This is a genomic window from Flavobacterium sp. (genome assembly GCF_043760115.1).
GTDB lineage: Bacteria > Bacteroidota > Bacteroidia > Flavobacteriales > Flavobacteriaceae > Flavobacterium.
Genome location: NZ_JAYUPK010000141.1, coordinates 1 through 24,476, shown reverse-complemented (window position 1 = coordinate 24,476; position 24,476 = coordinate 1). Strand labels below are relative to the sequence as shown.

26 protein-coding genes, 1 tRNA gene and 1 pseudogene are annotated in these 24,476 nt (G+C 30.1%); 11 read left to right on the top strand and 17 right to left on the bottom strand.

All coding sequences use genetic code 11. The features are described from left to right. The first annotated feature begins 10 nt into the window (after nt 1-10). From ACH2BC_RS12025 to ACH2BC_RS12015, 3 genes are all read left to right on the top strand, one after another. On the top strand, nt 11-1,312 hold the full coding sequence (locus tag ACH2BC_RS12025; protein WP_395054246.1) for a gliding motility-associated protein GldE: 1,302 nt from the start codon (nt 11-13) through the stop codon (nt 1,310-1,312). Beyond that, entirely contained in the window at nt 1,302-1,871 is a 570-nt protein-coding gene (gene gldD / locus ACH2BC_RS12020; protein ID WP_395054245.1) for a gliding motility lipoprotein GldD, read from the top strand. The genes ACH2BC_RS12025 and gldD overlap by 11 nt, the downstream gene beginning before the upstream one ends. A 150-nt stretch (nt 1,872-2,021) precedes the next feature. Beyond that, a complete protein-coding gene (locus tag ACH2BC_RS12015; protein WP_395054244.1) occupies nt 2,022-2,615 on the top strand; it encodes a fasciclin domain-containing protein in 594 nt (197 codons plus the stop codon). 73 nt (nt 2,616-2,688) lie between these two features. Here ACH2BC_RS12015 and ACH2BC_RS12010 read toward each other — a convergent pair whose 3' ends face one another. After that, nucleotides 2,689-3,069 (bottom strand): heavy-metal-associated domain-containing protein, encoded by a 381-nt coding sequence (locus tag ACH2BC_RS12010; protein WP_395054243.1) that lies wholly within the window; start codon nt 3,067-3,069, stop codon nt 2,689-2,691. Between the two features lie 101 nt (nt 3,070-3,170). Here ACH2BC_RS12010 and ACH2BC_RS12005 point away from each other — a divergent pair, with 101 nt between their 5' ends. Further along, nucleotides 3,171-4,037, top strand: a complete 867-nt coding sequence (locus ACH2BC_RS12005) for a DMT family transporter (RefSeq protein ID WP_395054242.1) — start codon at nt 3,171-3,173, stop codon at nt 4,035-4,037. 218 nt (nt 4,038-4,255) lie between these two features. Here the strand turns inward: ACH2BC_RS12005 and ACH2BC_RS12000 are convergent, their stop codons facing one another. Then, nucleotides 4,256-6,310, bottom strand: coding sequence for a M16 family metallopeptidase (locus ACH2BC_RS12000; protein WP_395054241.1), 2,055 nt, complete (start codon nt 6,308-6,310; stop codon nt 4,256-4,258). A 54-nt stretch (nt 6,311-6,364) separates the two neighbouring features. Beyond that, on the bottom strand, nt 6,365-7,696 hold the full coding sequence (locus ACH2BC_RS11995; protein WP_395054240.1) for a M16 family metallopeptidase: 1,332 nt from the start codon (nt 7,694-7,696) through the stop codon (nt 6,365-6,367). A gap of 218 nt (nt 7,697-7,914) precedes the next feature. On the opposite strand from ACH2BC_RS11995, the gene rplU reads away from it, so the two are divergent. Together rplU and rpmA are read left to right on the top strand one after the other, a co-directional pair. Beyond that, on the top strand, nt 7,915-8,622 hold the full coding sequence (gene rplU / locus ACH2BC_RS11990; protein WP_395054239.1) for a 50S ribosomal protein L21: 708 nt from the start codon (nt 7,915-7,917) through the stop codon (nt 8,620-8,622). Nucleotides 8,623-8,653: 31 nt separating this feature from the next. Next, on the top strand, nt 8,654-8,914 hold the full coding sequence (gene rpmA, locus ACH2BC_RS11985; protein ID WP_395054238.1) for a 50S ribosomal protein L27: 261 nt from the start codon (nt 8,654-8,656) through the stop codon (nt 8,912-8,914). A gap of 282 nt (nt 8,915-9,196) precedes the next feature. Here rpmA and accC read toward each other — a convergent pair whose 3' ends face one another. The 6 genes from accC to pdxA all read right to left on the bottom strand — a co-directional run bounded on the left by accC (nt 9,197) and on the right by pdxA (nt 14,162). Further along, on the bottom strand, nt 9,197-10,543 hold the full coding sequence (gene accC / locus ACH2BC_RS11980) for an acetyl-CoA carboxylase biotin carboxylase subunit (protein WP_395054237.1): 1,347 nt from the start codon (nt 10,541-10,543) through the stop codon (nt 9,197-9,199). A gap of 85 nt (nt 10,544-10,628) precedes the next feature. Further along, nucleotides 10,629-11,108, bottom strand: a complete 480-nt coding sequence (gene accB / locus ACH2BC_RS11975; protein WP_395054236.1) for an acetyl-CoA carboxylase biotin carboxyl carrier protein — start codon at nt 11,106-11,108, stop codon at nt 10,629-10,631. A 28-nt stretch (nt 11,109-11,136) separates the two neighbouring features. Beyond that, nucleotides 11,137-12,126: a beta-ketoacyl-ACP synthase III gene (locus ACH2BC_RS11970; protein WP_395054235.1), complete on the bottom strand. Its 990-nt coding sequence runs from the start codon at nt 12,124-12,126 to the stop codon at nt 11,137-11,139. A gap of 148 nt (nt 12,127-12,274) precedes the next feature. Further along, nucleotides 12,275-12,469, bottom strand: a complete 195-nt coding sequence (gene rpmF, locus ACH2BC_RS11965; protein ID WP_395054234.1) for a 50S ribosomal protein L32 — start codon at nt 12,467-12,469, stop codon at nt 12,275-12,277. 9 nt (nt 12,470-12,478) lie between these two features. Continuing rightward, nucleotides 12,479-13,021 carry a YceD family protein gene (locus ACH2BC_RS11960; RefSeq protein ID WP_395054233.1) on the bottom strand — a complete coding sequence of 181 codons (543 nt, stop codon included), beginning with the start codon at nt 13,019-13,021 and terminating at the stop codon, nt 12,479-12,481. Nucleotides 13,022-13,115: 94 nt separating this feature from the next. Next, on the bottom strand, nt 13,116-14,162 hold the full coding sequence (gene pdxA / locus ACH2BC_RS11955) for a 4-hydroxythreonine-4-phosphate dehydrogenase PdxA (RefSeq protein ID WP_395054232.1): 1,047 nt from the start codon (nt 14,160-14,162) through the stop codon (nt 13,116-13,118). Between the two features lie 61 nt (nt 14,163-14,223). Between pdxA and ACH2BC_RS11950 the strand changes: the two genes are divergently transcribed. Further along, complete coding sequence (locus ACH2BC_RS11950; RefSeq protein ID WP_395054231.1) at nt 14,224-14,811, top strand: riboflavin synthase; 588 nt, start codon at nt 14,224-14,226, stop codon at nt 14,809-14,811. Between the two features lie 20 nt (nt 14,812-14,831). Here the strand turns inward: ACH2BC_RS11950 and ACH2BC_RS11945 are convergent, their stop codons facing one another. The 3 genes from ACH2BC_RS11945 to mce all read right to left on the bottom strand — a co-directional run bounded on the left by ACH2BC_RS11945 (nt 14,832) and on the right by mce (nt 15,789). Next, nucleotides 14,832-15,035 (bottom strand): hypothetical protein, encoded by a 204-nt coding sequence (locus ACH2BC_RS11945; RefSeq protein ID WP_395054230.1) that lies wholly within the window; start codon nt 15,033-15,035, stop codon nt 14,832-14,834. Nucleotides 15,036-15,214: 179 nt separating this feature from the next. Continuing rightward, nucleotides 15,215-15,288 (bottom strand) — tRNA-Ile (locus ACH2BC_RS11940). Nucleotides 15,289-15,387: 99 nt separating this feature from the next. Further along, nucleotides 15,388-15,789, bottom strand: a complete 402-nt coding sequence (mce, locus tag ACH2BC_RS11935; RefSeq protein ID WP_395054229.1) for a methylmalonyl-CoA epimerase — start codon at nt 15,787-15,789, stop codon at nt 15,388-15,390. 149 nt (nt 15,790-15,938) lie between these two features. Here mce and rbfA point away from each other — a divergent pair, with 149 nt between their 5' ends. After that, nucleotides 15,939-16,331: a 30S ribosome-binding factor RbfA gene (rbfA, locus tag ACH2BC_RS11930; RefSeq protein ID WP_395054228.1), complete on the top strand. Its 393-nt coding sequence runs from the start codon at nt 15,939-15,941 to the stop codon at nt 16,329-16,331. Beyond that, nucleotides 16,332-17,540, top strand: coding sequence for an ABC transporter permease (locus tag ACH2BC_RS11925; protein WP_395054227.1), 1,209 nt, complete (start codon nt 16,332-16,334; stop codon nt 17,538-17,540). On the opposite strand, the gene dusB is transcribed toward ACH2BC_RS11925, so the two are convergent. Then, on the bottom strand, nt 17,537-18,529 hold the full coding sequence (gene dusB, locus ACH2BC_RS11920; protein ID WP_395054226.1) for a tRNA dihydrouridine synthase DusB: 993 nt from the start codon (nt 18,527-18,529) through the stop codon (nt 17,537-17,539). The genes ACH2BC_RS11925 and dusB overlap by 4 nt on opposite strands. 61 nt (nt 18,530-18,590) lie before the next feature. After that, on the bottom strand, nt 18,591-19,178 hold the full coding sequence (locus ACH2BC_RS11915) for a Uma2 family endonuclease (RefSeq protein ID WP_395054225.1): 588 nt from the start codon (nt 19,176-19,178) through the stop codon (nt 18,591-18,593). 362 nt (nt 19,179-19,540) lie between these two features. Here ACH2BC_RS11915 and lepA point away from each other — a divergent pair, with 362 nt between their 5' ends. Beyond that, on the top strand, nt 19,541-21,337 hold the full coding sequence (gene lepA / locus ACH2BC_RS11910) for a translation elongation factor 4 (RefSeq protein ID WP_395054224.1): 1,797 nt from the start codon (nt 19,541-19,543) through the stop codon (nt 21,335-21,337). Nucleotides 21,338-21,407: 70 nt separating this feature from the next. Here the strand turns inward: lepA and ACH2BC_RS11905 are convergent, their stop codons facing one another. After that, entirely contained in the window at nt 21,408-22,331 is a 924-nt protein-coding gene (locus tag ACH2BC_RS11905; RefSeq protein WP_395054223.1) for a 1-phosphofructokinase family hexose kinase, read from the bottom strand. 164 nt (nt 22,332-22,495) lie between these two features. On the opposite strand from ACH2BC_RS11905, the gene thiL reads away from it, so the two are divergent. After that, nucleotides 22,496-23,542 carry a thiamine-phosphate kinase gene (gene thiL, locus ACH2BC_RS11900; protein WP_395054222.1) on the top strand — a complete coding sequence of 349 codons (1,047 nt, stop codon included), beginning with the start codon at nt 22,496-22,498 and terminating at the stop codon, nt 23,540-23,542. Between the two features lie 46 nt (nt 23,543-23,588). Here thiL and ACH2BC_RS11895 read toward each other — a convergent pair whose 3' ends face one another. Both ACH2BC_RS11895 and ACH2BC_RS11890 read right to left on the bottom strand, forming a co-directional pair. Further along, complete coding sequence (locus tag ACH2BC_RS11895) at nt 23,589-24,263, bottom strand: response regulator transcription factor (RefSeq protein WP_395054221.1); 675 nt, start codon at nt 24,261-24,263, stop codon at nt 23,589-23,591. Then, nucleotides 24,264-24,476 (bottom strand): annotated as a pseudogene (locus ACH2BC_RS11890) (hypothetical protein); the annotation flags it as partial. It lies immediately after the preceding gene.

Sequence of the window (24,476 nt, the reverse complement as noted above, 5' to 3'; positions counted from 1 at the left end):
ATTTAGCAGCTTGGATCCAGAACCCAGTTTAACATTATTTTCTTCACTAGACACCAATTTACTTTTTGGGATAATTGGTATTGTTTTATTACTTTTTTGTTGTGCAATGGTTGCAGCATCAGAAGTGGCGCTTTTTTCTTTATCGCCTCAAAATCTTAATGAATTAGCAAGTTCATCATCTGCGAAAGCCAAAATTATAAATAAGTTATTGTCAAAACCAAAGAAATTATTGGCTACAATTTTAGTTGCAAATAATTTTTTACACATTGCAATTGTAATTTTATTTTCGTTTTCTCTTGACGAAGTTTTTTCTACCATTACGTCTTCAGTTTTAAAATTTGCTGTAGAAGTAATTTTAGTAACTTTTTTAATTTTGTTGTTTGGCGAAGTTTTACCCAAAATTTACGCTAGTAGAAATAATACAAAATTTGCAAGTTTTATTGCTTATCCTTTATCAATACTAGACAAATTACTTTCGCCAATAAGTTTACCAATGCGAAGTTTGACACTTTTTTTACAAAATAAATTGGGCAAACAAAAAACTAATTTTTCTGTAGATCAACTTTCGCAAGCACTAGAATTAACTTCTACAGATGATACTTCTAGCGAAGAACAAAAAATTCTAGAAGGAATTGTAAGCTTTGGAAATACTGATACAAAGCAAGTTATGAGTCCAAGAATAGATATTTTTGGATTGGATATTGACGAAACATTTGCCGAAATTTATCCAAAAATAGTTGAAAAAGGATATTCTAGAATTCCAGTTTATCAAGACAATATAGACAACATAAAAGGCGTTTTGTTTATTAAAGATTTAATTCCACACATTAACAAAAAAGAATTTGATTGGAAAGAATTGCTTAGAGAACCGTTTTTTGTTCCAGAAAATAAAAAACTTGATAATTTATTGAAAGATTTTCAAGGAATGAAAAGTCACTTAGCAATTGTTGTTGATGAATATGGTGGTACATCTGGATTGGTATCATTAGAAGATATTATTGAAGAAATTGTTGGTGATATTAGTGACGAATTTGACGATGAAAATATTAATTATTCTAAAATTGATGAAAATAATTTCTTGTTTGAAGGAAAAATAAATCTAAAAGATTTTTATAGAATTATTGATGTAGATGAATACTCATTTGAAATAAGAAAAGGCGAAGCAGAAACATTAGCCGGATTTATATTAGAAATACTTGGAAATTTTCCTAAAAAAGGACAAAAAATTCAGTTTGAAAATTGTCTTTTTAAAATAGAATTGGTAGATAAAAAACGAATTAAACAAATAAAAGTAACTATTGATGCAACGTAAAATTAAACACATTTTAGGAATAACAACTTTTGCAATTGCACTACTTTTTATAAGTTGTAAAGACGATGTTTTGCCAAAACCATCAAGTCAATTGCGATTGGATTATCCTGTGGCAGAATATGCGGCATTCGAAAACCATTGTCCAATAACATTTGAAATAAACTCTGATGGAATAATTAAAGAAGATAACAATTGTGGATTTTCTATAACCTATCCTAAAATGAAAGCAACTATTTATTTAACTTATAAAAATGTAAATGGTGATGTTGATAAACTGCTTCGTGATGCTCAAAAACTTACTTATGAACATGTTATAAAAGCAGACGATATCTTGGAGCAACCTTATTTAAATCCAGATAAAAAAGTGTACGGAATGTTTTATAATGTTAACGGAAACGCAGCAACCAATGCACAATTTTATGTTACTGATAGCATAAAACATTTTGTAACTGGTTCTGTTTATTTTTATGCAAAACCCAATTACGATTCAATAATGCCTGCTGCAGATTATATTAAAAATGATATGCAACACATTATGGAGACTTTAAAGTGGAAATAAAATATACTATAAATCTTATTGATTTAAATATTCTTACATTCATATACTTATACTATTGTTAAATTTTGTTTAATTAATTAACCATATCGTTAAACAAAATAATCTTTTTACTAATTTTACATTATACGTATAACTTAAAAAAACAGTATTATGAATTTAGTGAAAAAAATTAGTGCCTTTGCATTAGTAGTAATTACAATGGCTTCTTGCGGAGAGAAGAAAACAGACACACCAACAGATGTAACAGCAACAGATTCTACAGAAGTTGCAATGGACACAACAACAGTTGAAGTAAAAACAACTACAATTGTAGATGTTGCAGCAGGAAATCCAGATTTTTCAACATTAGTTGCGGCAGTTAAAGCAGCAGGTTTAGTTGAAACATTGAGTGGCGATGGACCATTTACAGTATTTGCACCAACAAATGCAGCTTTTGAAAAATTACCAGCAGGAACAGTTGATGGATTGTTGAAACCAGAAAATGTTGAAAAACTAAAAGGTTTATTAACGTATCACGTTGTTGCAGGAAAATTTGATGCTGCTACAGTTACAGATGCAATTACTAAAGGTAAAGGTAAATATACAGTTACTACAGTTCAAGGAGGAAAAATTGACTTGAGTTTAAATGAAGGAAAAGTTATTTTAACTGATGCAAACGGAAAAACTTCTACAGTTGCAATAGCTGATGTTGCTGCTTCAAATGGAATAATTCATGCAATTGATTCAGTTGTAATGCCAAAATAATTATTAATTCAAATTGAAAAACCGTTCTAATATATTATTGGAACGGTTTTTTTTATGTTTAAAAATTAGAAGTTTAAGCTTTATTTAAAGTTTTAATTTCAGAAACTTTATAAGTTTTTCCGTCTCCGGTTGTTTCAACAGCTTTTACAATATCTGTAGAAGTAAGTTTATCTAAATCGAAATTTACAGTTGCTTGCTTGGTTTCAAAGTTTACTTTAACTTCTTGAATGCCTTCCATTTTAACTAATTTTTCTTCTATGGTTTTGGCACAACCAATTTCGCAAACCATTCCGTCAATTTTAAAACTTGCCGTTTCTGGTTTTAAAGCCGCAACAATTTCTTTTTTAGAAGTTGTTTTTTCTACATCATTTGAAGCAACAGTTGTTTTATCTTTGCATCCAACTAAAAGTACAGACGCAAATGCAAAGGAAAGTATAGCTTTAGGAAAAATCATAATTATATTATTTTAATAAAATAGTCACCACTATCTTTGACAAAATTACTTTATTTTTTAGAAGACAATTATAAAATTATCACAAATTTACATTACACTATATGTTAACAAAACAACTAAAATGGATACTGTTAATCGTTCTAGCAACAATTTGGGGAAGTTCGTTTATATTGATTAAAAAAGGATTGTTAGGATTAAATCCGTTTCAATTGGGATCGTTAAGAATACTATTTGCAGCATTATTTTTATTACTGATTGGTTTTAAAACGTTACCAAAAATTCCGCAAGGTCAATGGAAGTTTGTTGCTTTAACCTCTTTATTTGGCACATTTATTCCAGTTTATTTGTTTTCTATTGCACAAACCCAAATTTCTAGTTCGGTAAGCGCTATTTTAAATTCGTTAACACCTTTAAACACGTTAATTTTAGGCACGTTAGCATTTGGATTAACGTTTAAAAGGCAACAAATTTTAGGCGTACTAATTGGGTTAATTGGAAGCGCGATGTTGATTTTAAATGGCGCAGCAAACCATCCAGAACAGAATTATTATTATGCTATTTTAGTTGTAATAGCTTCTATTTGTTATGCAACAAATGTAAATTTGATAAAAAAATATTTATCAAATTTATCACCTTTAACCATTTCTACAGGAAATTTTGCAGTGTTATTACTTCCTTCTTTGGCGGTTTTATATTTTTCAGATTTTTTTGAGATTGTTAAATTTCAGCAAACTCAAAATGCAGTTTTCTACATTGTAATTCTAGGAGTTGTTGGAACTGGAATAGCAAATATTATTTTCTTTAGATTAATTCAATTATCATCTCCAGTTTTTGCTACATCTGTAACTTATTTAATTCCAGTAGTTGCCTTTTTTTGGGGATTACTTGATAATGAAAACCTTACTACAATTCAATTTGTTGGTGCTTTTATTATTTTAGTTGGGGTTTATTTGGCGAATAGGAAGTAGTTTTCAGTGTTCAGTGTTTATTGTTCAGTTTTCAATTTCGAAACTTCGGAATTAGTGTTCTGTTTATATCTTCTAAAAATTAAAAAAGCCGTTTCAATTATTATGAAACGGCTTATTATTTGAAAATAAAAAACCATTAAGACATTAAGTTTCATTAAGTTTTTCTATTCTTAATTACCTCAACATTTTAATGGTTTAACTTTTTTATTGAAACTTAATTATTGAAAATCAGCATCAGTAACACCTTCGTTAGTTTTTACTTCAGAAAATTTTACATCTAATTCTATACCTACATTCATTACTAAATTAAAAGGAAATTTTACACCTTTTACATCTCTGTAATCATTATAGTAAGTCATCATTGTTGCTTTTTTTCCATCTTGATCTTGTACTTGAGCTTCGGCAGTTTTTAAACCCGATTTTACATCATAGTACGATGTTTTATCGCCATCTACAACAGCATAAGCATCGTTTCCGTTTATTGGTTCAATTGCTGCAACTGTTACTCCAGGTTTAGATGCCAAAGTTAATTCTACAAAAGGAACCGATTCTTGTTTCATTCTTGCTAATTCTTCTCCTTCAAGTGCTTTTTTCTGACCTTGACTTGTTTGGTAACCACCATTTTCGTTAACGACTTGTTTCATTAAGCTCATTCCTGGCATAGAAACTTCAACCATCATTTTACCTTTTACATCAACTTTAGACACAAAACTTAATGGAGAAGGAATTTGAGGAATTTTTGTAGATCCAATAGAGGCCACAGTTTTTACAGCTTTTGCAGCTTTTTCTCCACCAATTGCAGTTATGTAATTATCTAAAACAGATTTTACGGTAACTCCAGCTGGAACTGGTTTTTTCATTGCTGGTTTGTCTGTAGCATTTCCAAATTTATCAAAATAAAACATTGGAATTTTTAATTTTTCTAATCCTGCAATTACATCTGAACCTTTACCCACAACTACAATTCTTAAATTATCTTCTAAGAAATATTTATTTGAAACACGTAAAACATCTTCTGCAGAAACTGCATTTATATTTTTAATGTAGTTTTCATAAAAATCTGATGGCAATCCTTGAACTTCTGTGTTTAAAGCATAACGTGCAATTGTTGCTGGTTTTTCTACTTGCATTACAAATCGTCCAACATATCCTGCCTTTACATTATTCAACACATCATCGGCAACTTTTTCTGTACGAATTTTTTTAACTTCTTTCAAAAATTCTACTACAGCGCTATCGGTAACCATATTTCTAACTTGAGAATTGGCTTTAAAAGTACTTGCCATATTTTTATCATAACCTACGTTAGATCTTGCACCGTATGTCCAACCGTGAGCTTCTCTTAAATTCATATTTAAGTAACTATTAAAATCGCCACCAAGAACTTGATTGGCAATAATTACTGGAAAGAAATCGGCATCGGCCATTTTTAGTTGTACTGTATTTATCAACGAAATTTCAGATTGAACTGCATTAGGCATATCAACAAAATTTATTTGACTGTACTGAACATTAGATGGATTAGAATAGGTTAATCTTGGCGCAGTAGCTTTAGCCCAAGAGCCAAAAAGTTTTTCAACTGCTTTTTTAGTTTCCTTAAATTTTATATCTCCAATAATAACTAGATAAGCATGTTCTGGAACAAAATACGAAGTATAATTAGCTTTTACATCAGATAATGAAACATTACTAATTGTAGTTTCAGTTAAATATTCGCCAGATGGATGATTTTTTCCATAAGCCAATACGTTCTCAACTCTTCCTGCAACTGCTGTTACACTTTTTTCTTGAGTTTTTAAATTCTCAATTAGTTTTTCTTTTTCTTTATCTAATTCTGCTTGAGTAAAATTAGGATTTAAAGCTCCATCTGCCATTAATTCTAAAATTCTTTTTGAATATTTAGACAATCCAGATGCAGATGCACCAGAAGAATAAAAATTAATATTGGCTCCAAGAAAATCTATCTCTTCGTTAAAAGCATCTTTAGAAACTTTCATAGAACCGTTTCCAATTAATGAACTTGTTAAATCATCAACACCTTTTTTATCGCCTTCTGCATAAGGAGCATTATCTAATGTAAGATTAAATGAAACTCTTGGTAATTTATGATTTTCTACAATCATAACCTTTAATCCGTTGGGAAGTGTAAAAGTTTGTGGCTTGTTAATGTTAACTTTTGGTGCTGCGCCAGGTTTTGGCTGTGGTCTGTCTTGTGCTTGCATAATTACTGTAAGGAACAAACTTGTTACTAATAGTGCTATTTTTTTACTCATTTTATAAGTTTTATTTTTTTGAATAGTTGGAATCGCTGTTTTCATAGTTGTAAATTATTTAGTATCAGCTTTATCTTTAGCAGGAACATAATCTAAAATTAAACGTTGATTTGGGTTTAGATATTTTTTAGCAATATCTCTAATTTCCTCACGAGTAATAGATCGGTACATTTCAACTTCGGTATTAATTAAATTTACATCTTTATACAACATATAATAAGTAGCTAAATTATCTGCAATTCCTTCAACGCTAGAATTACTGTCTACAAAAGTATTATCGTATTTATTTTTTAATTTTTGAAGTTCATTTTCAGATATTAAATTCGTTTGAAGATTTACAATTTCTGCATCTACTTCTGCTAAAATATTTTCTGATGTAAATTCACCTTGAGGCAATCCGTAAAGAATATAAGTTCCATAATCTTCTTGATTGTAACTAAAAGCACCAATTTGTAATGCCATCTTTTTATCGTCAACTATTTTTTTATACAAACGAGAACTTTTTCCGTCAGATAAAATGGAAGAAATCATATCAAGAACTCTAGCATCACGAGTTTTCATTGAAGGAGTTCTGTAAGCAGCAACAACCATTTCTTTTTGAATGTTTGAATCCTCATAACGCGCTTTAATAGTCTGCGTAATTGGTTCTTCTACAAATGTTTGTCTTGTAACTGCTGCGCCTTTAGGTATTGAACCAAAATATTTTTGAATCCATTCTTTAGTTTGTGTAACATTACTAATATCTCCTGCAACTACTAAAACTGCATTATTAGGCACATAAAACTTTTTATTAAATGCTTGAAATTCTTCCAATGTTGCTGCATCTAAATGATCCATAGAACCAATAGTTGTCCAACGATAAGGATGATTTTTAAACATATTTTTCTTAACCTCAGGAATTAATTGACCATAAGGAGAATTATCATAACGTAATCTTTTTTCTTCTTTAACGACTTCGTTTTGTGTATCAACACCTATTTGATTAATTACTGGATGTAATAATCTTTCAGATTCCATCCACAAACCTAATTCTAAATTATTAGAAGGGAAAACTTCGTAATAATACGTTCTATCTTCTGTAGTATTGGCATTATTCGTACCACCATTAGAAGTTACAATTTTAAACCATTCGCCACGTTTAATATTTTGAGTTCCTTCAAATAAAAGGTGTTCAAAAAAGTGAGCGAATCCAGTTCTGGTAGGATTTTCGTCTTTAGCACCAACATGATACATTACAGATGTAATTACAACTGGAGCCGAATTGTCATTGTGCAAAATAACATGCATTCCGTTGTCTAAATCATATTCTTCAAAAGCTACCTTTTGGGCAGAAGCAGTTCCTCCTAGCATAAGCAATGTACTTAAAGCAATTAGTGAATTTTTCATAAAAAACTATAAATTTTAGTTGATAGTATAATTAGTAAACTAAATACTAATATTGTTACACAAAAATAAGTTTTTTTATTTAATAAATGTAAGAATAATTGATGTCAATCTATTATTATAATTACTTGATATTTAAGTAAAAAGTTTTTTTGAGTAAGCGTTGTGCGTGTAGAAAAAAGTTATATATTTGCAAACTTAAATTTAATAAACAATTTGTTATGTACGCAATCGTAGAGATAGCAGGGCAACAATTTAAAGTAAGCAAAGACTTAAAGGTTTATGTTCACCGTTTGACAAATGAAGAAGGTTCAAAAGTTTCTTTTGACAAAGTTCTTCTTTTAGATGACAATGGATCAATCACTTTAGGCGCCCCAGCTATAGAAGGTGCTTCAGTAGAAGCAAAAGTGTTACAACACTTAAAAGGTGATAAAGTAATTATTTTCAAAAAGAAAAGAAGAAAAGGTTACAAAAAGAGAAACGGTCACCGTCAGTATTTAACACAAATCCTTATTGAAGGAATTAGTGCTACAGGTGGAAAAAAATCAACTCCTAAAAAAGAAGAAGCTCCAAAAGCAGAAGCAACTGTAAAAGTTGAAAAAGCACCAAAAGCAGAAAAACTAGTAGAAGTAGTTGAAGAAAAAGCACCAAAAGCGGCTAAAGCTTCTAAAACAGGTGATGATTTAGTGATTATTGAAGGAATTGGTCCAAAAGCTGCTGAGGCATTAGTTGCTGGAGGAATTGATACTTTTGCAAAATTAGCTGCTACAAGCGCTGAAGCTGTTAAAGAAATTCTTGATGCATCTACTAATAAAGTACAACACTTAGATCCTACAACATGGGCACAACAAGCACAGCTTGCTGCCGATGGTAAAATGGACGAATTAAAAAAATTACAAGATGAATTAAACGGTGGTAAAGCTGTTTAATTAATTAATAACCTATAAAACCTATAACATCATGGCTCACAAGAAAGGTGTCGGTAGTTCGAAGAATGGTAGAGAATCACATTCTAAACGTTTAGGCGTTAAGATATATGGTGGTCAAGCTGCAATTGCTGGTAACATAATCATAAGACAAAGAGGTTCAAAACACAATCCAGGCGAAAACGTTTACATGGGTAAAGATCATACTTTACATGCAAGAGTTGATGGCGTTGTGAAATTTCAGAAAAAAGCGGAAAATAAATCGTACGTTTCTATTATTCCTTTTGAAGCATAATTTAAAATTTATTTTAGATTTAAAAAAAACCGTTCAGTGATGAACGGTTTTTTTGTGGAATAAAAATATGTAAATTATTTAGAATTTTAATGGAAATTATGAACTTATATTGAAATCATAGCACAGCTATACGTTTCAAATAAAATCCTTCGACAAGCTTAGGAAGAACAATATTTTAAAATTGGTATTAGTACTAAGTTGAGAATCTGAAACAAGTTGAGAATCTGAAACAAGTTCAGATTAAAAAAAAACCATCCGTATTAACGAATGGTTTACTGATATTTAATCTATTTCTTTCATTTTAAAAGTATCCATAAATGCAGTGGTATAATTTCCTGCAACATATTCTGGTTCGTCCATTAATTGTCTGTGAAACGGTATTGTAGTTTTTATTCCTTCAATGTAAAACTCATCTAAGGCACGTTTCATTTTGTTAATTGCTTCTCCTCTAGTTTGAGCCGTTGTTATTAACTTGGCAATCATAGAATCATAATTTGGCGGAATTGTATAACCGGCGTAAACGTGTGTGTCTAGACGAACTCCGTGTCCTCCAGGAGAATGCAATACAGTTATTTTTCCAGGTGATGGACGAAAATCGTTGTATGGATCTTCGGCATTTATTCTACATTCTATAGCATGAAGATTTGGAAAATAATTTTTTCCAGAAATTGGAATTCCTGCAGCAACCATAATTTGTTCACGGATTAAGTCGTAATCTATTACTTGTTCTGTAATTGGATGTTCTACTTGAATTCTAGTATTCATTTCCATAAAATAGAAATTTCTATGTTTGTCAACTAGAAATTCTACTGTTCCTGCACCTTCATATTTAATAAATTCGGCAGCTTTTACAGCAGCTTCACCCATTTTATTTCTTAATTCATCAGTCATAAAAGGTGATGGAGTTTCCTCTGTCAATTTTTGATGACGACGTTGTACTGAGCAATCTCTTTCTGATAAATGACATGCTTTTCCATAAGAATCTCCAACAACTTGAATTTCTATATGACGTGGTTCTTCAATTAATTTTTCTAGATACATTCCGTCATTTCCAAATGCAGCAGCCGATTCTTGACGCGCACTTTCCCAAGCTTTTAGCAACTCATCTTCTTTCCAAACGGCACGCATTCCTTTTCCACCGCCACCAGCTGTTGCTTTTAGCATTACTGGAAAACCCATTTCTTTAGACAATTCTAAAGCTTGTTCATAAGATTCTAATAATCCTTCTGAACCTGGAACGCATGGAACGCCTGCTGCTTTCATAGTGGCTTTGGCTGATGCTTTATCGCCCATTTTATCAATCATTTCTGGTGAAGCACCAATAAATTTTATTCCGTGTTCTTGACAAATTTTAGAAAACTTAGCATTTTCTGAAAGAAATCCGTAACCTGGATGAATTGCATCTGCATTTGTAATTTCTGCAGCAGCAATAATACTTGACATTTTTAAATAGGATAAATTACTTGGTGGTGGACCAATACAAACTGCTTCGTCTGCAAACTTTACATGCAAACTTTCAGCATCAGCTGTAGAGTAAACTGCAACTGTTTTTATTCCCATTTCTTTACAGGTTCTTATTACTCTTAAAGCAATTTCACCTCTGTTGGCAATTAATATTTTTTTAAACATCTTTTTAAAATTTTAAAATTACAAATCCCAAATCCCAAAATCCAATATTGGAATTTGTATTTTGATTATTGGAATTTCAAAAAAATTATGATGGATCTACTAAAAACAATGGTTGGTCAAATTCTACAGGCGACATGTCGTCTACAAGAATTTTTACAATTTTTCCAGTAATTTCGGCTTCTATTTCATTAAATAATTTCATTGCTTCAATTACGCATAGAACATCTCCTTTTTGTATTGTACTTCCAACCTCAGCAAAAACTGGTTTGTCTGGTGCTGGTTTTCTATAAAAAGTTCCAATCATTGGAGATTTTATAGTTACATATTTAGAATTTTCGTCAACAACTGCTGTTGCAACTGGTGTTATGGTAGCAGGAATTGCTGTTTGATTTTGTGCTGGTAATGCTTGTTGAATTGGTGCTTGCTGAACATAGGTTACTTCTGGTGCAGCATTTTCTAAAGTTGTTCTAATGGTAATTTTAACATCGTCCATTTCTAATTTTACTTCTGCAACGCCAGAGTTTGCTACAAATTTAATTAGGTTTTGAATTTCTTTTAAATCCATAATTATTGTTTTTTAGTTAGTTTATTTTTTAATAAGCCCATTTAAGATAAATTGAACCCCAAGTAAATCCGCCACCAAAGGCAGCAAATATTAAATTATCTCCTTTTTTAAATTTACTTTCAAAATCGCTCAACAACAAAGGTAATGTTGCTGATGTAGTATTTCCGTATTTTTGAATATTTATTAAAACTTTTTCATCTTCAAGTTCCATTCTTGATGCTGTTGCGTCAATAATTCGTTTGTTGGCTTGATGTGCAATTAACCAGTTAACATCATTATTAGTGAGATTATTGCGTTGCATAATTTTTTCGCTAACATCTGCCATTCCAGAAACTGCATATTTAAAAACTGTTTTTCCATCTTGAAAAACATAATGTTGTCCATTTGCAACTGTTTCTTTTGAAGCTGGAAGAATTGAACCGCCAGCATCTATTTTAAGATATTCTCTTCCTATTCCGTCAGATTTTAAAATTTCATCTTGAACTCCAAGTCCTTCTAAATTTGGTTCAAATAAAACTGCTCCTGCACCATCTCCAAAAATGATACAAGTTGCTCTGTCGGTGTAATCGATAATTGATGACATTTTATCGGCTCCAATTAATAAAACTTTTTTGTATTTTCCTGATTCAATATAGGCAGATGCAACTGACATTCCGTATAAAAATCCTGAACAAGCTGCTTGTAAATCAAATGCAAAAGCATTTATTGCGCCAATTTGTGTGGCTACAAAAACTCCTGTTGATGCTACAGGCATATCTGGCGTTGTAGTTGCCATTATTATTAAATCTATTTCTGAAGGATTTATGTTTTTTCTAGAAAGTAAATCTTTTGCTGCTTGGATAGCCAAGTAAGATGTTCCTTTTCCTGATTCTTTTAACAATCGTCTTTCAGAAATACCTGTTCTTGTTAAAATCCATTCATCATTGGTGTCTACCATTGTTTCTAATACTTTATTAGAAAGTACAAAATCTGGTACATAACCTCCAACTGCTGTAATTGCTGCTGTAACTTTATTCATATTACTGTTTTATATCTCTTAAAAATTACAAATTTAAAAGAGGTGGAAATTACAAAAAATAATTTAGTTATAATCTTAATTAAATAAATAATAAAACAAAAAACTCTCACCTATTTAGTGAGAGTTTCTATGATAATTGTTTTTTATATTAAATTTCAGCTACTGATTTATCAATAACTACTTGTCCTCTATAGTACATTTTACCTTCATGCCAGTAAGCTCTGTGGTATAAATGTGCTTCTCCTGTAATAGGACAAGTTGCAATTGTTGCTACAGTTGCTTTGTAGTGTGTTCTTCTTTTATCTCTTCTTGTTTTGGAGATTTTTCTCTTAGGATGTGCCATTTTACTATATTATTTATCCGTTAATAGTTGTTTTAATTTGTCCCAACGTGGGTCAATATTTTCTTCTTGTTGTACTTCTTTTTTAGCTTTTTTTACTGATAATTCTGTTAGTTTATCTAAAGTTTCTGTTTTTAAAGTTCCATCTTTTATGCCTGGATGAATTCTTTTTAAAGGAACAGAAAGCACTATCATTTCATAAATATACTGTGAAACGTCTATTTGAAATTCGCCATGAGGTAAAATCAATAGTTCTTCGTTGTCATTATTAAAATTTTCTCCAAACTGAACTACTAAATTTATTTTACCTTTAATTGGTAAATTAAACATCTCATTAGTTAAATCACAAGGCACATAAACAGTACCTTTATGTTTAAAAGAAAGCTCTAATATGGTGCTTTTTTTATCTAAAATTACAGTTACTTTTATATCACAATTTTCATATTCGTGATAGTCAAAGTTATCAAAGAACGCTTTATTTATTTGAAAATCAAATTGATGTTTTCCTAATTTTAATCCAATAAATGGAATTAAAAATTCATTTGTTACTTTCATCATTTTCATTTTATCCAAAATCGAAGGTTCAGGTTTGGGTGTGCAAAGATATAAAATTATTGTTATTTAAAAAGGGTTATAAACATTTTTTTGTTTACAACTGTTTTTCTTTAGTTTTTAGTGGGTTTTTTACCAATTCTGAATACTCATTTCTTGAGTGATAGATGTCTATGGCAAGGTAAACAGCTTCTACAAATGAAGTGTGTTCTGCTAATCCTTTTCCAGCAATTTCATAAGCAGTTCCATGATCTGGCGAAGTTCTAATTTTATTTAATCCAGCAGTATAGTTAACTCCTTTTCCAAATGACAAGGTTTTAAACGGAATTAATCCTTGATCGTGATAGCAAGCAATTACAGCATCAAATTTATCATATTGATTGCTTCCAAAAAAACCATCGGCAGAATAAGGTCCAAAAACTAATGTTCCTTTTTCAAATAATTTTTTTATTGTTGGTTTAATAATTTCTTCATCTTCTTTTCCAATAACTCCATTATCGCCAGAATGTGGATTTAATCCTAATAGTACAATTTTAGGTTTTGTAATTCCAAAATCTTGCTTTAAACATTTATTTATAGTTTCAATTTTTTGAATTATCAAATTTTCTGTTATGTGAGATGCTACTTCGTTAACTGGAATATGATCTGTTAAAAGTCCGACTCTCAAATTATCTTGAACCATTAACATTAACGCATTTCCTTCCAATTCTTTATCTAAATAATCAGTATGACCAGGAAATTTAAATTCCTCTGATTGAATGTTGTATTTATTAATTGGCGCAGTTACCAAAACATCAATTGTTCCTTCTTTTAAAGCATTTGTGGCAGCAATAAAAGATTTAATTGCATATTGACCAATAGTTTCGTCGTTTTGTCCAAAATTAATATCAACACCTTCACGCCACACATTTAAAACATTAATTTTTCCTTTTACTAATTGCTCTATTTTATCAATACCATGAAGTGCTATTTCTGAGTTTAGATTTTTCTTAATAAATGAAACAATCTTTACGTTTGCAAAAATTACTGGCGTACAAAGTTCTAACATTCTAGAATCTTCGAATGTTTTAAGGATTACTTCGCTTCCAATACCGTTTAAATCTCCTATTGAAATTCCTACGATTATATTTTCTGCTTTTTTCATTGGTAGTTATAGGTATTTATTGCTAATTTTGAAGTGCAAATTTAGTAAAATAAAACGAGAAATGTTTACAGGAATAATTGAAACAGTAGGAATAATTAAAGATATTCAAAAAGAAAATGATAATGTTCATATAACAGTAAATTCTAAAATTACAAATGAACTTAAAATAGATCAAAGTGTTGCACATAACGGTGTTTGTTTAACAGTTGTTAATATTAGTGACGATTCTTACACGGTTACAGCAATTAAAGAAACAATTGATAAAACCAATTTAGGCACTTGGCAATTAAATGATTTAATAAATCTAGAACGCGCAATGAAACTTGGCGATAGACTTGATGGTCATATAGTTCAAGGTCATGTTGATCAAATTGGAATTTGTAAAGAAATTACAGAAGCTAATGGAAGTTGGTATTATACTTTTCAGTATGATGAAAATTTAAATAATATTACTATTGAAAAAGGATCAATAACTGTAAATGGTGTTAGTTTAACTGTAGTTAATTCTAAAGATAATGAGTTTAGCGTTGCTATTATTCCATATACTTATGAGCATACTAACTTTAAAAATTTTAGAATCGATACAAAAATAAATTTAGAATTTGATGTTGTAGGAAAATATGTTTCCAAATTATTTTCCAAAAAATAATTCATAAAAAAAGCTTCAATTTAAATTGAAGCTTTTTTTATATTTCTAAGTTTGTAAAATGTGTAAACCAACAACACTACTACTAGCACTAATATATTCCCATCTATAGGATTACCTGGTGGTGGTGGTGGAACTGGTTCAGGTGGATTTGGCGCTGCAAATGTTAAATTGCTCGCTAATAATCCAAAGATAATTACTAGTATTTTATTTGGGACAACTTTCATACGGCGTAAAAGTAAAAAAAAAATCTATTTATCAAAATGTTTTATGTCATAAAATTTAAAACGTAGTAAATAATTGACAATTTGCTAACTTAAACTACATTATATTAATATAATAACATAAAAACATTATTTACAGTTTATTTTTAATAAAAAAAGACTTCTAATGAAGTCTTTTAAAGTGGTCCCACTTGGAATCGAACCAAGCACCTACTGATTATGAGTCAGTTGCTCTAACCGAATGAGCTATAGGACCTTTTTTGAGACTGCAATATTAATACAATATTTAGTTCTTTGCAAGTATTTCATTGTCGGATTTTTATTAAAATTATAAAAATCTAATAATGAATCTAATTTAAATTATTTCTTGACAAAGTTCAATTAAAACTCCATTAGTAGATTTGGGATGCAAAAAAACTACTAATTTATTGTCTGCTCCTTTTTTTGGAATTTCATTTAAAACTATAAACCCTTCATTCTTAAGACGTTCTACCTCTGTTAAAATGTCTTTTACATCAAATGCTATATGGTGAATTCCTTCGCCTTTTTTATCTAAAAACTTAGCAATTGGACTTTCTGGTGTTGTGGCTTCTAATAATTCTATTTTATTTGGTCCATTCATAAAAAAAGAGGTTTTTACTCCTTCACTTACAACCTCTTCTTGCTTGTATGGTGGATTTCCAAATAATTTTTCGAATAAAATATTTGATTCTTCTAAATTCTTTACTGCTATACCTATGTGTTCTATTTTTCTCATTCTTCTGCCACAAAGACTTTTAGTCTCTAAGGTTTCGTAAAATTACAAAATCTATAAGGATTTGAAATTAAATACTAAAAAAATATTTAAAATAGTAATCTTTATTAATTTGAGACTTTGTGGCTGTAAAAAAATTGTATTTTTGCAAAATGGAAACGAACAGACAGAAAAAAATAGGAAGTGTTTTACAGAACGATTTGGTAGATATTCTTCAAGGTGAGATTAGAAAAAACGGATTGACGAATTTAATAATTTCTGTTTCTAAAGTTATTGTTACTACAGATTTGGGTGTTGCAAGAGTTTATTTAAGTGTTTTTCCACAAAATAGAGCACAAGAAATATTGACTGCGGTAAAATCTAATATGCCTTTGATCAAGCACGATTTATCGCAACGTGTTAAATTGCAATTAAGAAAAGTTCCTAATCTTTCTTTTTACATTGACGATTCTCTAGATTACATTGAAAAAATTGATAATGCACTTTCGCTGAAAGAAAATCCAATTGAAAACAGAGAATTACTTGAAAAAAGAAAAAAATCGTAAGTGAATTTTCCGTTTTACATAGCCAAACGATATATTTTTAGTAAAAGTAAAAATAATGCTATAAATATAATAACCAAGATTGCTTCGGCCGGAATAATTGTTGGTGCAATGGCATTGTTTGTAGTACTTTCAGTTTTTGGAGGTTTGCGTGAATTTAGTTTATCTTTCTCTAATGATTTTGATCCAGATTTAAAAGTAACTCCAAGTAGTGGAAAATCATTTAACATATCTGCACAGCAAGAAAAAAAACTTAAAAATATTGATGGAATAATTGATTTTAGTAAAATTATTGAAGAACGCGTACTTTTTTCTTTTGATAATAAACAACTAGTTACTTATTTAAAAGGTGTAGATAAGAATTTCTCTAAAACCAACAAGGCAACTCAAAAATTATTTAATGGTCAATGGTTAAAGCCACAAACTTACCAAGTAGTTATTGGTTATGGAGTTTCTAATAAATTATCATTAGGACTTTTCGATTTTAGTTCACCGTTTGAAGTTTATGTGCCAAAACCTGGAAAAGGAAACATTTCTTTAAATCCAGAAGAAGCTTTTAATAGTGATGTTTTAATTCCTGTTGGAATTTATGCCATAAGCGAAGAATTGGATACGAAGTATGTATTTGCAGATTTACAACTTGTTCAAGAGTTATTAAACTATAAAACAACAGAAGTTTCTGGAATTGAAATTAAAATCAATCCTAACATAGATGAAAATAATATAATTTTAGCTGTTGAAAAGATTTTAAATACTAATAAAAAGGTTATTGTTAAAAACAGAGCACAATTAAATGAAACGTTACACAAAATGCTAAATACAGAAAATGTTGCTATCTATTTAATTTTTACACTAGTTATTATAATTGCACTTTTTAACTTAGTTGGTGCATTAATTATGATGATTTTAGATAAAAAAGCAAATCTTAAAACACTTTTAAATTTAGGTTCAGATGTTAAAGATTTAAGAAAAATATTTTTATTACAAGGCACTTTATTAAGTGTTCTTGGCGGAATTATTGGATTAATTTTAGGAGGAATTATTGTGGCAATTCAACAACAATTTCAATTTATAATGATAACTCCATCATTACCTTATCCTGTAGTTTTTGAAATTCAAAATGTGATAATTGTATTTTTAACAATAGTTACTTTAGGGTTTTTAGCAAGCTTAATTGCAAGTAGTAGAGTTACTAAAAAATTACTAATTTAAGCAAACTGATAATTGCCAAAAACTTCTTCAATTTCATTTAAAATATGGAATAATGTTTGAGCATCATCGGTTGTAACCAATTTTTGTTTGTATTCTTTAAAAGAAGGAATGTTTTTAAAATAATTGGTGTAATGCCGACGCATTTCTACAATTCCAACACGTTCTCCTTTCCAATCCATTGACCAAGTTAAATGATTTCTTGCAGCTTCAATTCTGTCAATCATGGTTGGCGCAGGTAAATGAATTCCTGTAGCAAAATAATGTTTAATTTCATTAAAAATCCAAGGATAACCTATTGCTGCTCTTCCAATCATCATTCCGTCAAGACCAAATTTATTTTTATATTCTAATGCTTTTTCTGGAGAATCGATGTCGCCGTTTCCAAAAATTGGCATTGTAATTCTAGGATTATTTTTTACGCGCTGCACATGACTCCAATCTGAATGACCTTTATACATTTGAGCTCGAGTTCTTGCATGAACGGTTAATGCTTGAACACCAATATCTTGCAATCGTTCGGCAACTTCATCAATATTTATAGAATTATCATCCCAACCCAACCTAGTTTTTACAGTTACAGGAAGATTTGTACCTTTAATTACAGCTTTAGTTAAGCGTATCATTAAATCTACATCTTTTAAAACGCCTGCGCCTGCGCCTTTACAAACCACTTTTTTAACAGGACAACCAAAATTTATATCTACCAAATCTGGTTGAACTGCATCAACTATTCTTGAAGATAATTCCATTGCTTCTTCATCGCCACCAAAAATTTGAATTCCAACTGGTCGTTCATAATCAAAAATATCAAGTTTCATTTTGCTTTTTACAGCATCACGAATTAATCCTTCAGAAGAAATAAATTCTGAGTACATTAAATCTGCACCGTGTAGTTTACATAATCTACGAAATGGTGGATCGCTTACATCTTCCATTGGCGCAAGTAGTAAAGGAAAATCTGGTAATATGATGTTGCCTATTTTGGGCATTGTTTTATTTTTTTTGCAAAGATAGAATTTTAAACTATTGAAATTAGTTTATATAAAGTATTTAAACTCTATAAAAAACATCATCTAGAGCAATGTTTAATTCAGGAAATAATGGGCTTTTTATAAAATTTCCTACCGCAAGTGGCGGAAGACCAATATATTCTTCGTTTATTAAAGTGTAAATTAATATTAATTTATCTGTAGGATCAACAATCCAATATTCTAAAACACCTGCTTCTTGATATAAATTAAATTTTGTGTGTATGTCGTGTTTAGAATTATTTGGTGAAATTATTTCTACTATTAAATCTGGCGAACCGTTGCAACCTTTGTCGTCTAATTTATTTTCGTCACAAATAATACATAAATCTGGCTGTACAACTGTTGTGTCTTTTTTTGTTGATTGAATTGGTAACCTAACATCAAAAGGTGCAACAAAAACTCTGCAAGATTTTCTTTTAAAATTTTCATAAAAACAACCACTCAAATTTTGAGATACTTCTTGATGAAATCTACTTGGCGCTGGACTCATTTTTAGTATAAATCCTTTTATAAGTTCTACACGTTCACTAAACTTAAACATCAAATAATCTGAGTAAGTATAGGTTTTAGACAAATCTAAATCGGAAAATTTAGTTACAAAAGGCATTTTAATTTTTTTTATTAAAACAAATATACTAAAGATTTTGAAATTGACTTTAAAAATCCACTTGAACAATAGTTAATGAACAAGGTACAATCAAAAGTTTTGGTTTATATTTGCAGATAAATTCTTATTTACTAGGATTTGCGTTAGGGATTACTTCACATAACTTTTATTTTTACAGGAGTTCAGTGAATTAAAATTTAAGCAATTGTTTGAGCTCTTTATTGTGAAACGATAGTGGAACAATAAAAGCGAGTGCGAAAGCCCAACCAACAATGGAACGATAGTGGAATTGTGGTAACGCCCAAACTTCGACAAGCTAAGTATAAAAGCCGTTTGAGAAAAAGATAAAGATATAAAATAGAATGAAAAATATTAGAAATTTTTGCATTATTGCCCACATTGACCACGGAAAAAGTACACTTGCAGATAGACTTCTTGGTGCAACTCAAACTGTTACTGCTCGTGAAGAAAAGGCGCAATTGCTTGACAATATGGATTTGGAACGTGAACGTGGCATTACCATAAAAAGTCACGCCATTCAAATGGAATATACTTATAAAGGAGAGGAATATGTTTTAAACTTAATTGATACGCCAGGTCACGTAGATTTTAGTTACGAAGTTTCACGTTCTATTGCGGCTTGCGAAGGTGCACTTTTGATTGTTGATGCGGCACAAAGTATTCAAGCGCAAACTATTTCTAATTTATATTTGGCTCTTGAAAACGACTTGGAAATAATTCCGGTTTTAAATAAAGTAGATTTACCAAGTGCTAATCCTGAAGAAGTTAGTGATGATATTATAGATTTATTAGGTTGCAAGTTAGAAGATATTATTCATGCAAGTGGTAAAACTGGATTTGGTGTAGAAAATATTTTAGCTGCAATTATAGAAAAAATTCCTGCTCCAAAAGGAAATAAAGACGAACCATTACAGGCATTAATTTTTGATTCACATTACAATCCGTTTCGTGGCATTGAAGTTATTTTTCGTGTAAAAAATGGAGAAATTAAAAAAGGTCAGAAAATTAAATTCATGGCAACTGGAAATGAGTATTTTGCTGACGAAGTGGGAACTTTAAAGTTAAATCAGGTTCCGAAAAGTGTTATTTCTACTGGTGATGTTGGTTATTTAATATCTGGAATAAAAGAAGCTAAAGAAGTAAAAGTTGGTGATACTTTAACAGATGCAAAAACGCCAACAACCAATATGATTATAGGTTTTGAAGATGTAAAACCAATGGTTTTTGCAGGAATTTATCCTGTTGATACTGATGATTACGAAGATTTACGTGCTTCGATGGAAAAATTGCAGTTAAACGATGCATCTTTGGTATTTACACCAGAAAGCTCAGCAGCTTTAGGTTTTGGTTTTCGTTGCGGATTTCTTGGAATGTTGCACTTGGAGATTATCCAAGAACGTTTGGAACGCGAATATGATATGACTGTAATTACCACAGTACCAAACGTTTCGTATTTGGCTTACACTAAAAAAGATCCAGATGATTCGTTTGTAATAAATAATCCATCAGATTTGCCTGATCCATCTAAATTAGACCGAGTTGAAGAACCATTTATAAAAGCAACTATCATTACAAAATCTGATTATGTTGGAAATGTAATGAGTTTGTGTATAGAAAAACGTGGTGTAATTACCAATCAAACGTATTTAACTACGGAACGAGTAGAATTAAATTTTGATATGCCATTGGCAGAAATTGTATTCGATTTTTATGATAGATTAAAAACAGTTTCTAAAGGTTATGCCTCTTTTGATTATACGCCAATTGGCATGAGACAATCTAAATTGGTTAAACTTGATGTGTTATTGAATGCACAATCTGTTGATGCGCTTTCTGCATTAATTCATGAAAGTAATGCCTATAATATTGGGAAAAAAATGTGTGAGAAATTGCGTGAATTAATTCCAAGACAGCAATTTGACATTCCAATACAAGCAGCAATTGGGGCAAAAATTATTGCTCGTGAAACTATAAAAGCTTTAAGAAAAGACGTAACGGCAAAATGTTATGGTGGTGATATTTCTAGAAAACGTAAACTTCTTGAAAAACAGAAAAAAGGTAAAAAAAGAATGCGATTAGTAGGAAATGTTGAAATTCCGCAAGAGGCATTTATGGCTGTATTGAAGTTGAATGATTAAGAGATTGTATATTGTAAAATTGTATACTGTATAATGTAAAACCCGATATAGAAACTTGTTGGGTTTTTTGTTAGATTTCTTTTAGTAATCGCATCACATCCTCAACTTTAAAAAGCTGTGTACCTTCATTCATAGTCGCAGCTGTTCCGCAACAAACTCCAATTTGAATTACTTCCTTTAAAGTTTTATTTTGAGATAATGCCCAAACCATTCCGCCAACCATGCTGTCGCCTGCGCCAACTGTACTTTTTCTTTCAACTTTTGGTGCTTTTACAAAATGTGTTTCCTCTTTACTAACTAAAATAGCGCCGTCAGCTCCAAGTGAAACTACTATAACTTCTGCACTTTTATTTTCGATTAGTTTTTTTGCAGCTTTTTCTACTTCTGGTAATTCCAATCGTTCTACTCCAATAAATTTTGCTAGTTCACCAACATTTGGTTTGATTAAATAAACACCAGTTTCTATAACTTTTTGAAGTGCTTCGCCAGATGTATCAACAACTACTTTTATTCCTTTTTGTTTTGCTATTTCTGCAATTTTACTGTAAAAATTAGATGGCAAACCTTGGTTTAAACTGCCGCTTATTACTAAATATTCTGATTTTAATTCTGTAATAATTTTTATAATTTTCTCTTTTTCATCATCAAATAATTCATTTCCTGGAAAGCCAAATCTAAATTGCGATTTTGTTTTATTTTCAAATGCTATAAAATTTTCTCTAGTCCAATTTTTAGTTTTTATAAAAATGCTTTCTAACTTTTCTTTTGCAATTAATTCTTCTAACATTTCGCCAGTTGATCCACCAGAAGTAAAAATGCAGGTAGAATTTCCTCCTAATTTAAAAATCGCTTTTGACACATTTATTCCGCCACCACCAGCATCGTATCTTGGTTTTTCGCATCGCATTTTCTGCTCGGCAATTAATTCAGAAAAATGAGTTGATTTATCTAACGATGGATTTATGGTTAAGGTTATTATATTTTGAGATTTCATTTTAATTTATATTTAAAAATAAAGATATAGCTTTCTTTTTTGTAAACATAGAAGATATTAAAATTCATTAAGGTTTCGTTAGTAAAAGTATATTCATGGCAAACAAAAAAACTTAGTGACTTTGCAACTTTGTGGCAAACAAAAAACCTTCGTACCTTTGCAAAATGATAGAAGATAAAAATCCACAAAGAACTTCACTTTCTCAATTGGGTGAATTTGGACTTATAGAACATTTAACCAAAAATTTTGACGTAAAAAATACCTCAACTATTAAAAGTATTGGCGATGATGCCGCAGTTTTAGATTTTGGAACTAAAAAAGTAATTGTTTCTACCGATTTATTAATTGAAGGTGTACATTTCGATTTGTCTTACATGCCTTTACGCCATTTGGGTTACAAAGCTGTTGTTGTAAATGTTTCCGACATTTGTGCTATGAATGCAAGAGCAACTCAAATTACAGTTTCGGTTGCGGTTTCTAATAGATTTCCGTTAGAAGCTTTGGAAGAATTGTTTGACGGAATTACGCTTGCTTCTAAATTTTATAATGTAGATGTTGTTGGTGGCGATACTACTTCGTCTCAAAAAGGATTAATTATTTCTATTACCGCAATTGGCGAAGCAAATGAAGACGAAATTGTGTATAGAAATGGAGCAAAAGAAACCGATTTACTAGTAGTTTCTGGCGATTTAGGTTCGGCTTATATGGGATTGCAAGTTTTAGAACGCGAAAAACAAGTGTTTCAAGTAAATCCAAATAATCAACCAGATTTAGATGCTTATACTTACTTAATAGAAAGACAATTGCGTCCAGAAGCGCGACATGATGTAAAAGATATGCTTCAAAAACTAGAAATAAAACCAACATCAATGATTGATATTTCTGATGGATTGTCGTCAGAAATTATTCATATTTGTAAACAAAGTAAAGTAGGTTGTAATTTATATGAAGATAAAATTCCGGTTGATCCACAGTTTATAAATGTGTGTGAAGAATTCAATATAGATTCTACAACTGTAGCCATAAATGGTGGCGAAGATTATGAATTATTATTTACCATTGCCATGGAAGATTTTGACAAAATAAAAGGAAATCCAAATTTTACAATTATTGGTCATGTTACTCAAGAAAGCGAAGGAATTCATTTAATTACTAGAGCAAACACTAAAATTCCGCTAAAAGCTCGTGGTTGGAATGCACTTGAAGAATAAAAACATAAAAAAAGCGATACTTTAAATTTAGTATCGCTTTCATTTTTTATAGTAACATTCCTTTGGCTTTGGCTGCAACAATAAATTCTGAATCTTTGCTGCCTTTCATACCAAGTTGATCTTTCATTTTTTCTTTTCTTAATCTTACATTACTAGAAGAAATTGTAATGTATAACGGAATATCTTCAGAGTCTATTCCTTTATTTATGTAATGTAAAATTTGTCTGTCTATAACATCTACATAAATTTTTTCTTGTTGTTGCTGGTTTAAATAGGTTATAACAGCTTGACTGTAATATTTTTCATCTTTAAGAACTGTACCAATTGCAAGAATCATTTCTTCAAAAGTTAAATCGTTTTTAATAATTAAACCTAACGGATTTATTTGCGCAATTACCGATTCTACTTTTAAACTTTCTGCATGCATTGTTAAAATAACAATTTTACAGTTGGGCATTTCTTTTTTCAATAAAAGTGCCAAATCTTCGCCAGACATAATATTCATAGCTTCATAAGTTGGCATACTAATGTCTAAAAATGCTACGTCAAACGCTATATCAGAATTCATTATAGCATTAAAACCTGTTTGACAATCAACAGCTTCTGTAAAACTAAAAGTTATTTTTTTATTAGGAAAAAGATTTATTACATTTTTATAACCTTGAATTATAAAAGGATGATCATCTACAATTAATACATTAATGTGTTGGGACATTTTCATTTAAGATTTTATTGTTTTACTTTCTAGTGGAATTACAATTAGTATAGAAGTACCTTTTTTTCTTTCAGAATTAATTTTAATTGTACCTTTACTTTCATCAATTCTTGAGAAAATATTGGTTAAACCAATACCTTTACTTTTTTCTTCTACATTAAAACCTATTCCGTCGTCAAATATATATAGAATTAAGTTTCCATTTATATCTTTTTTAAA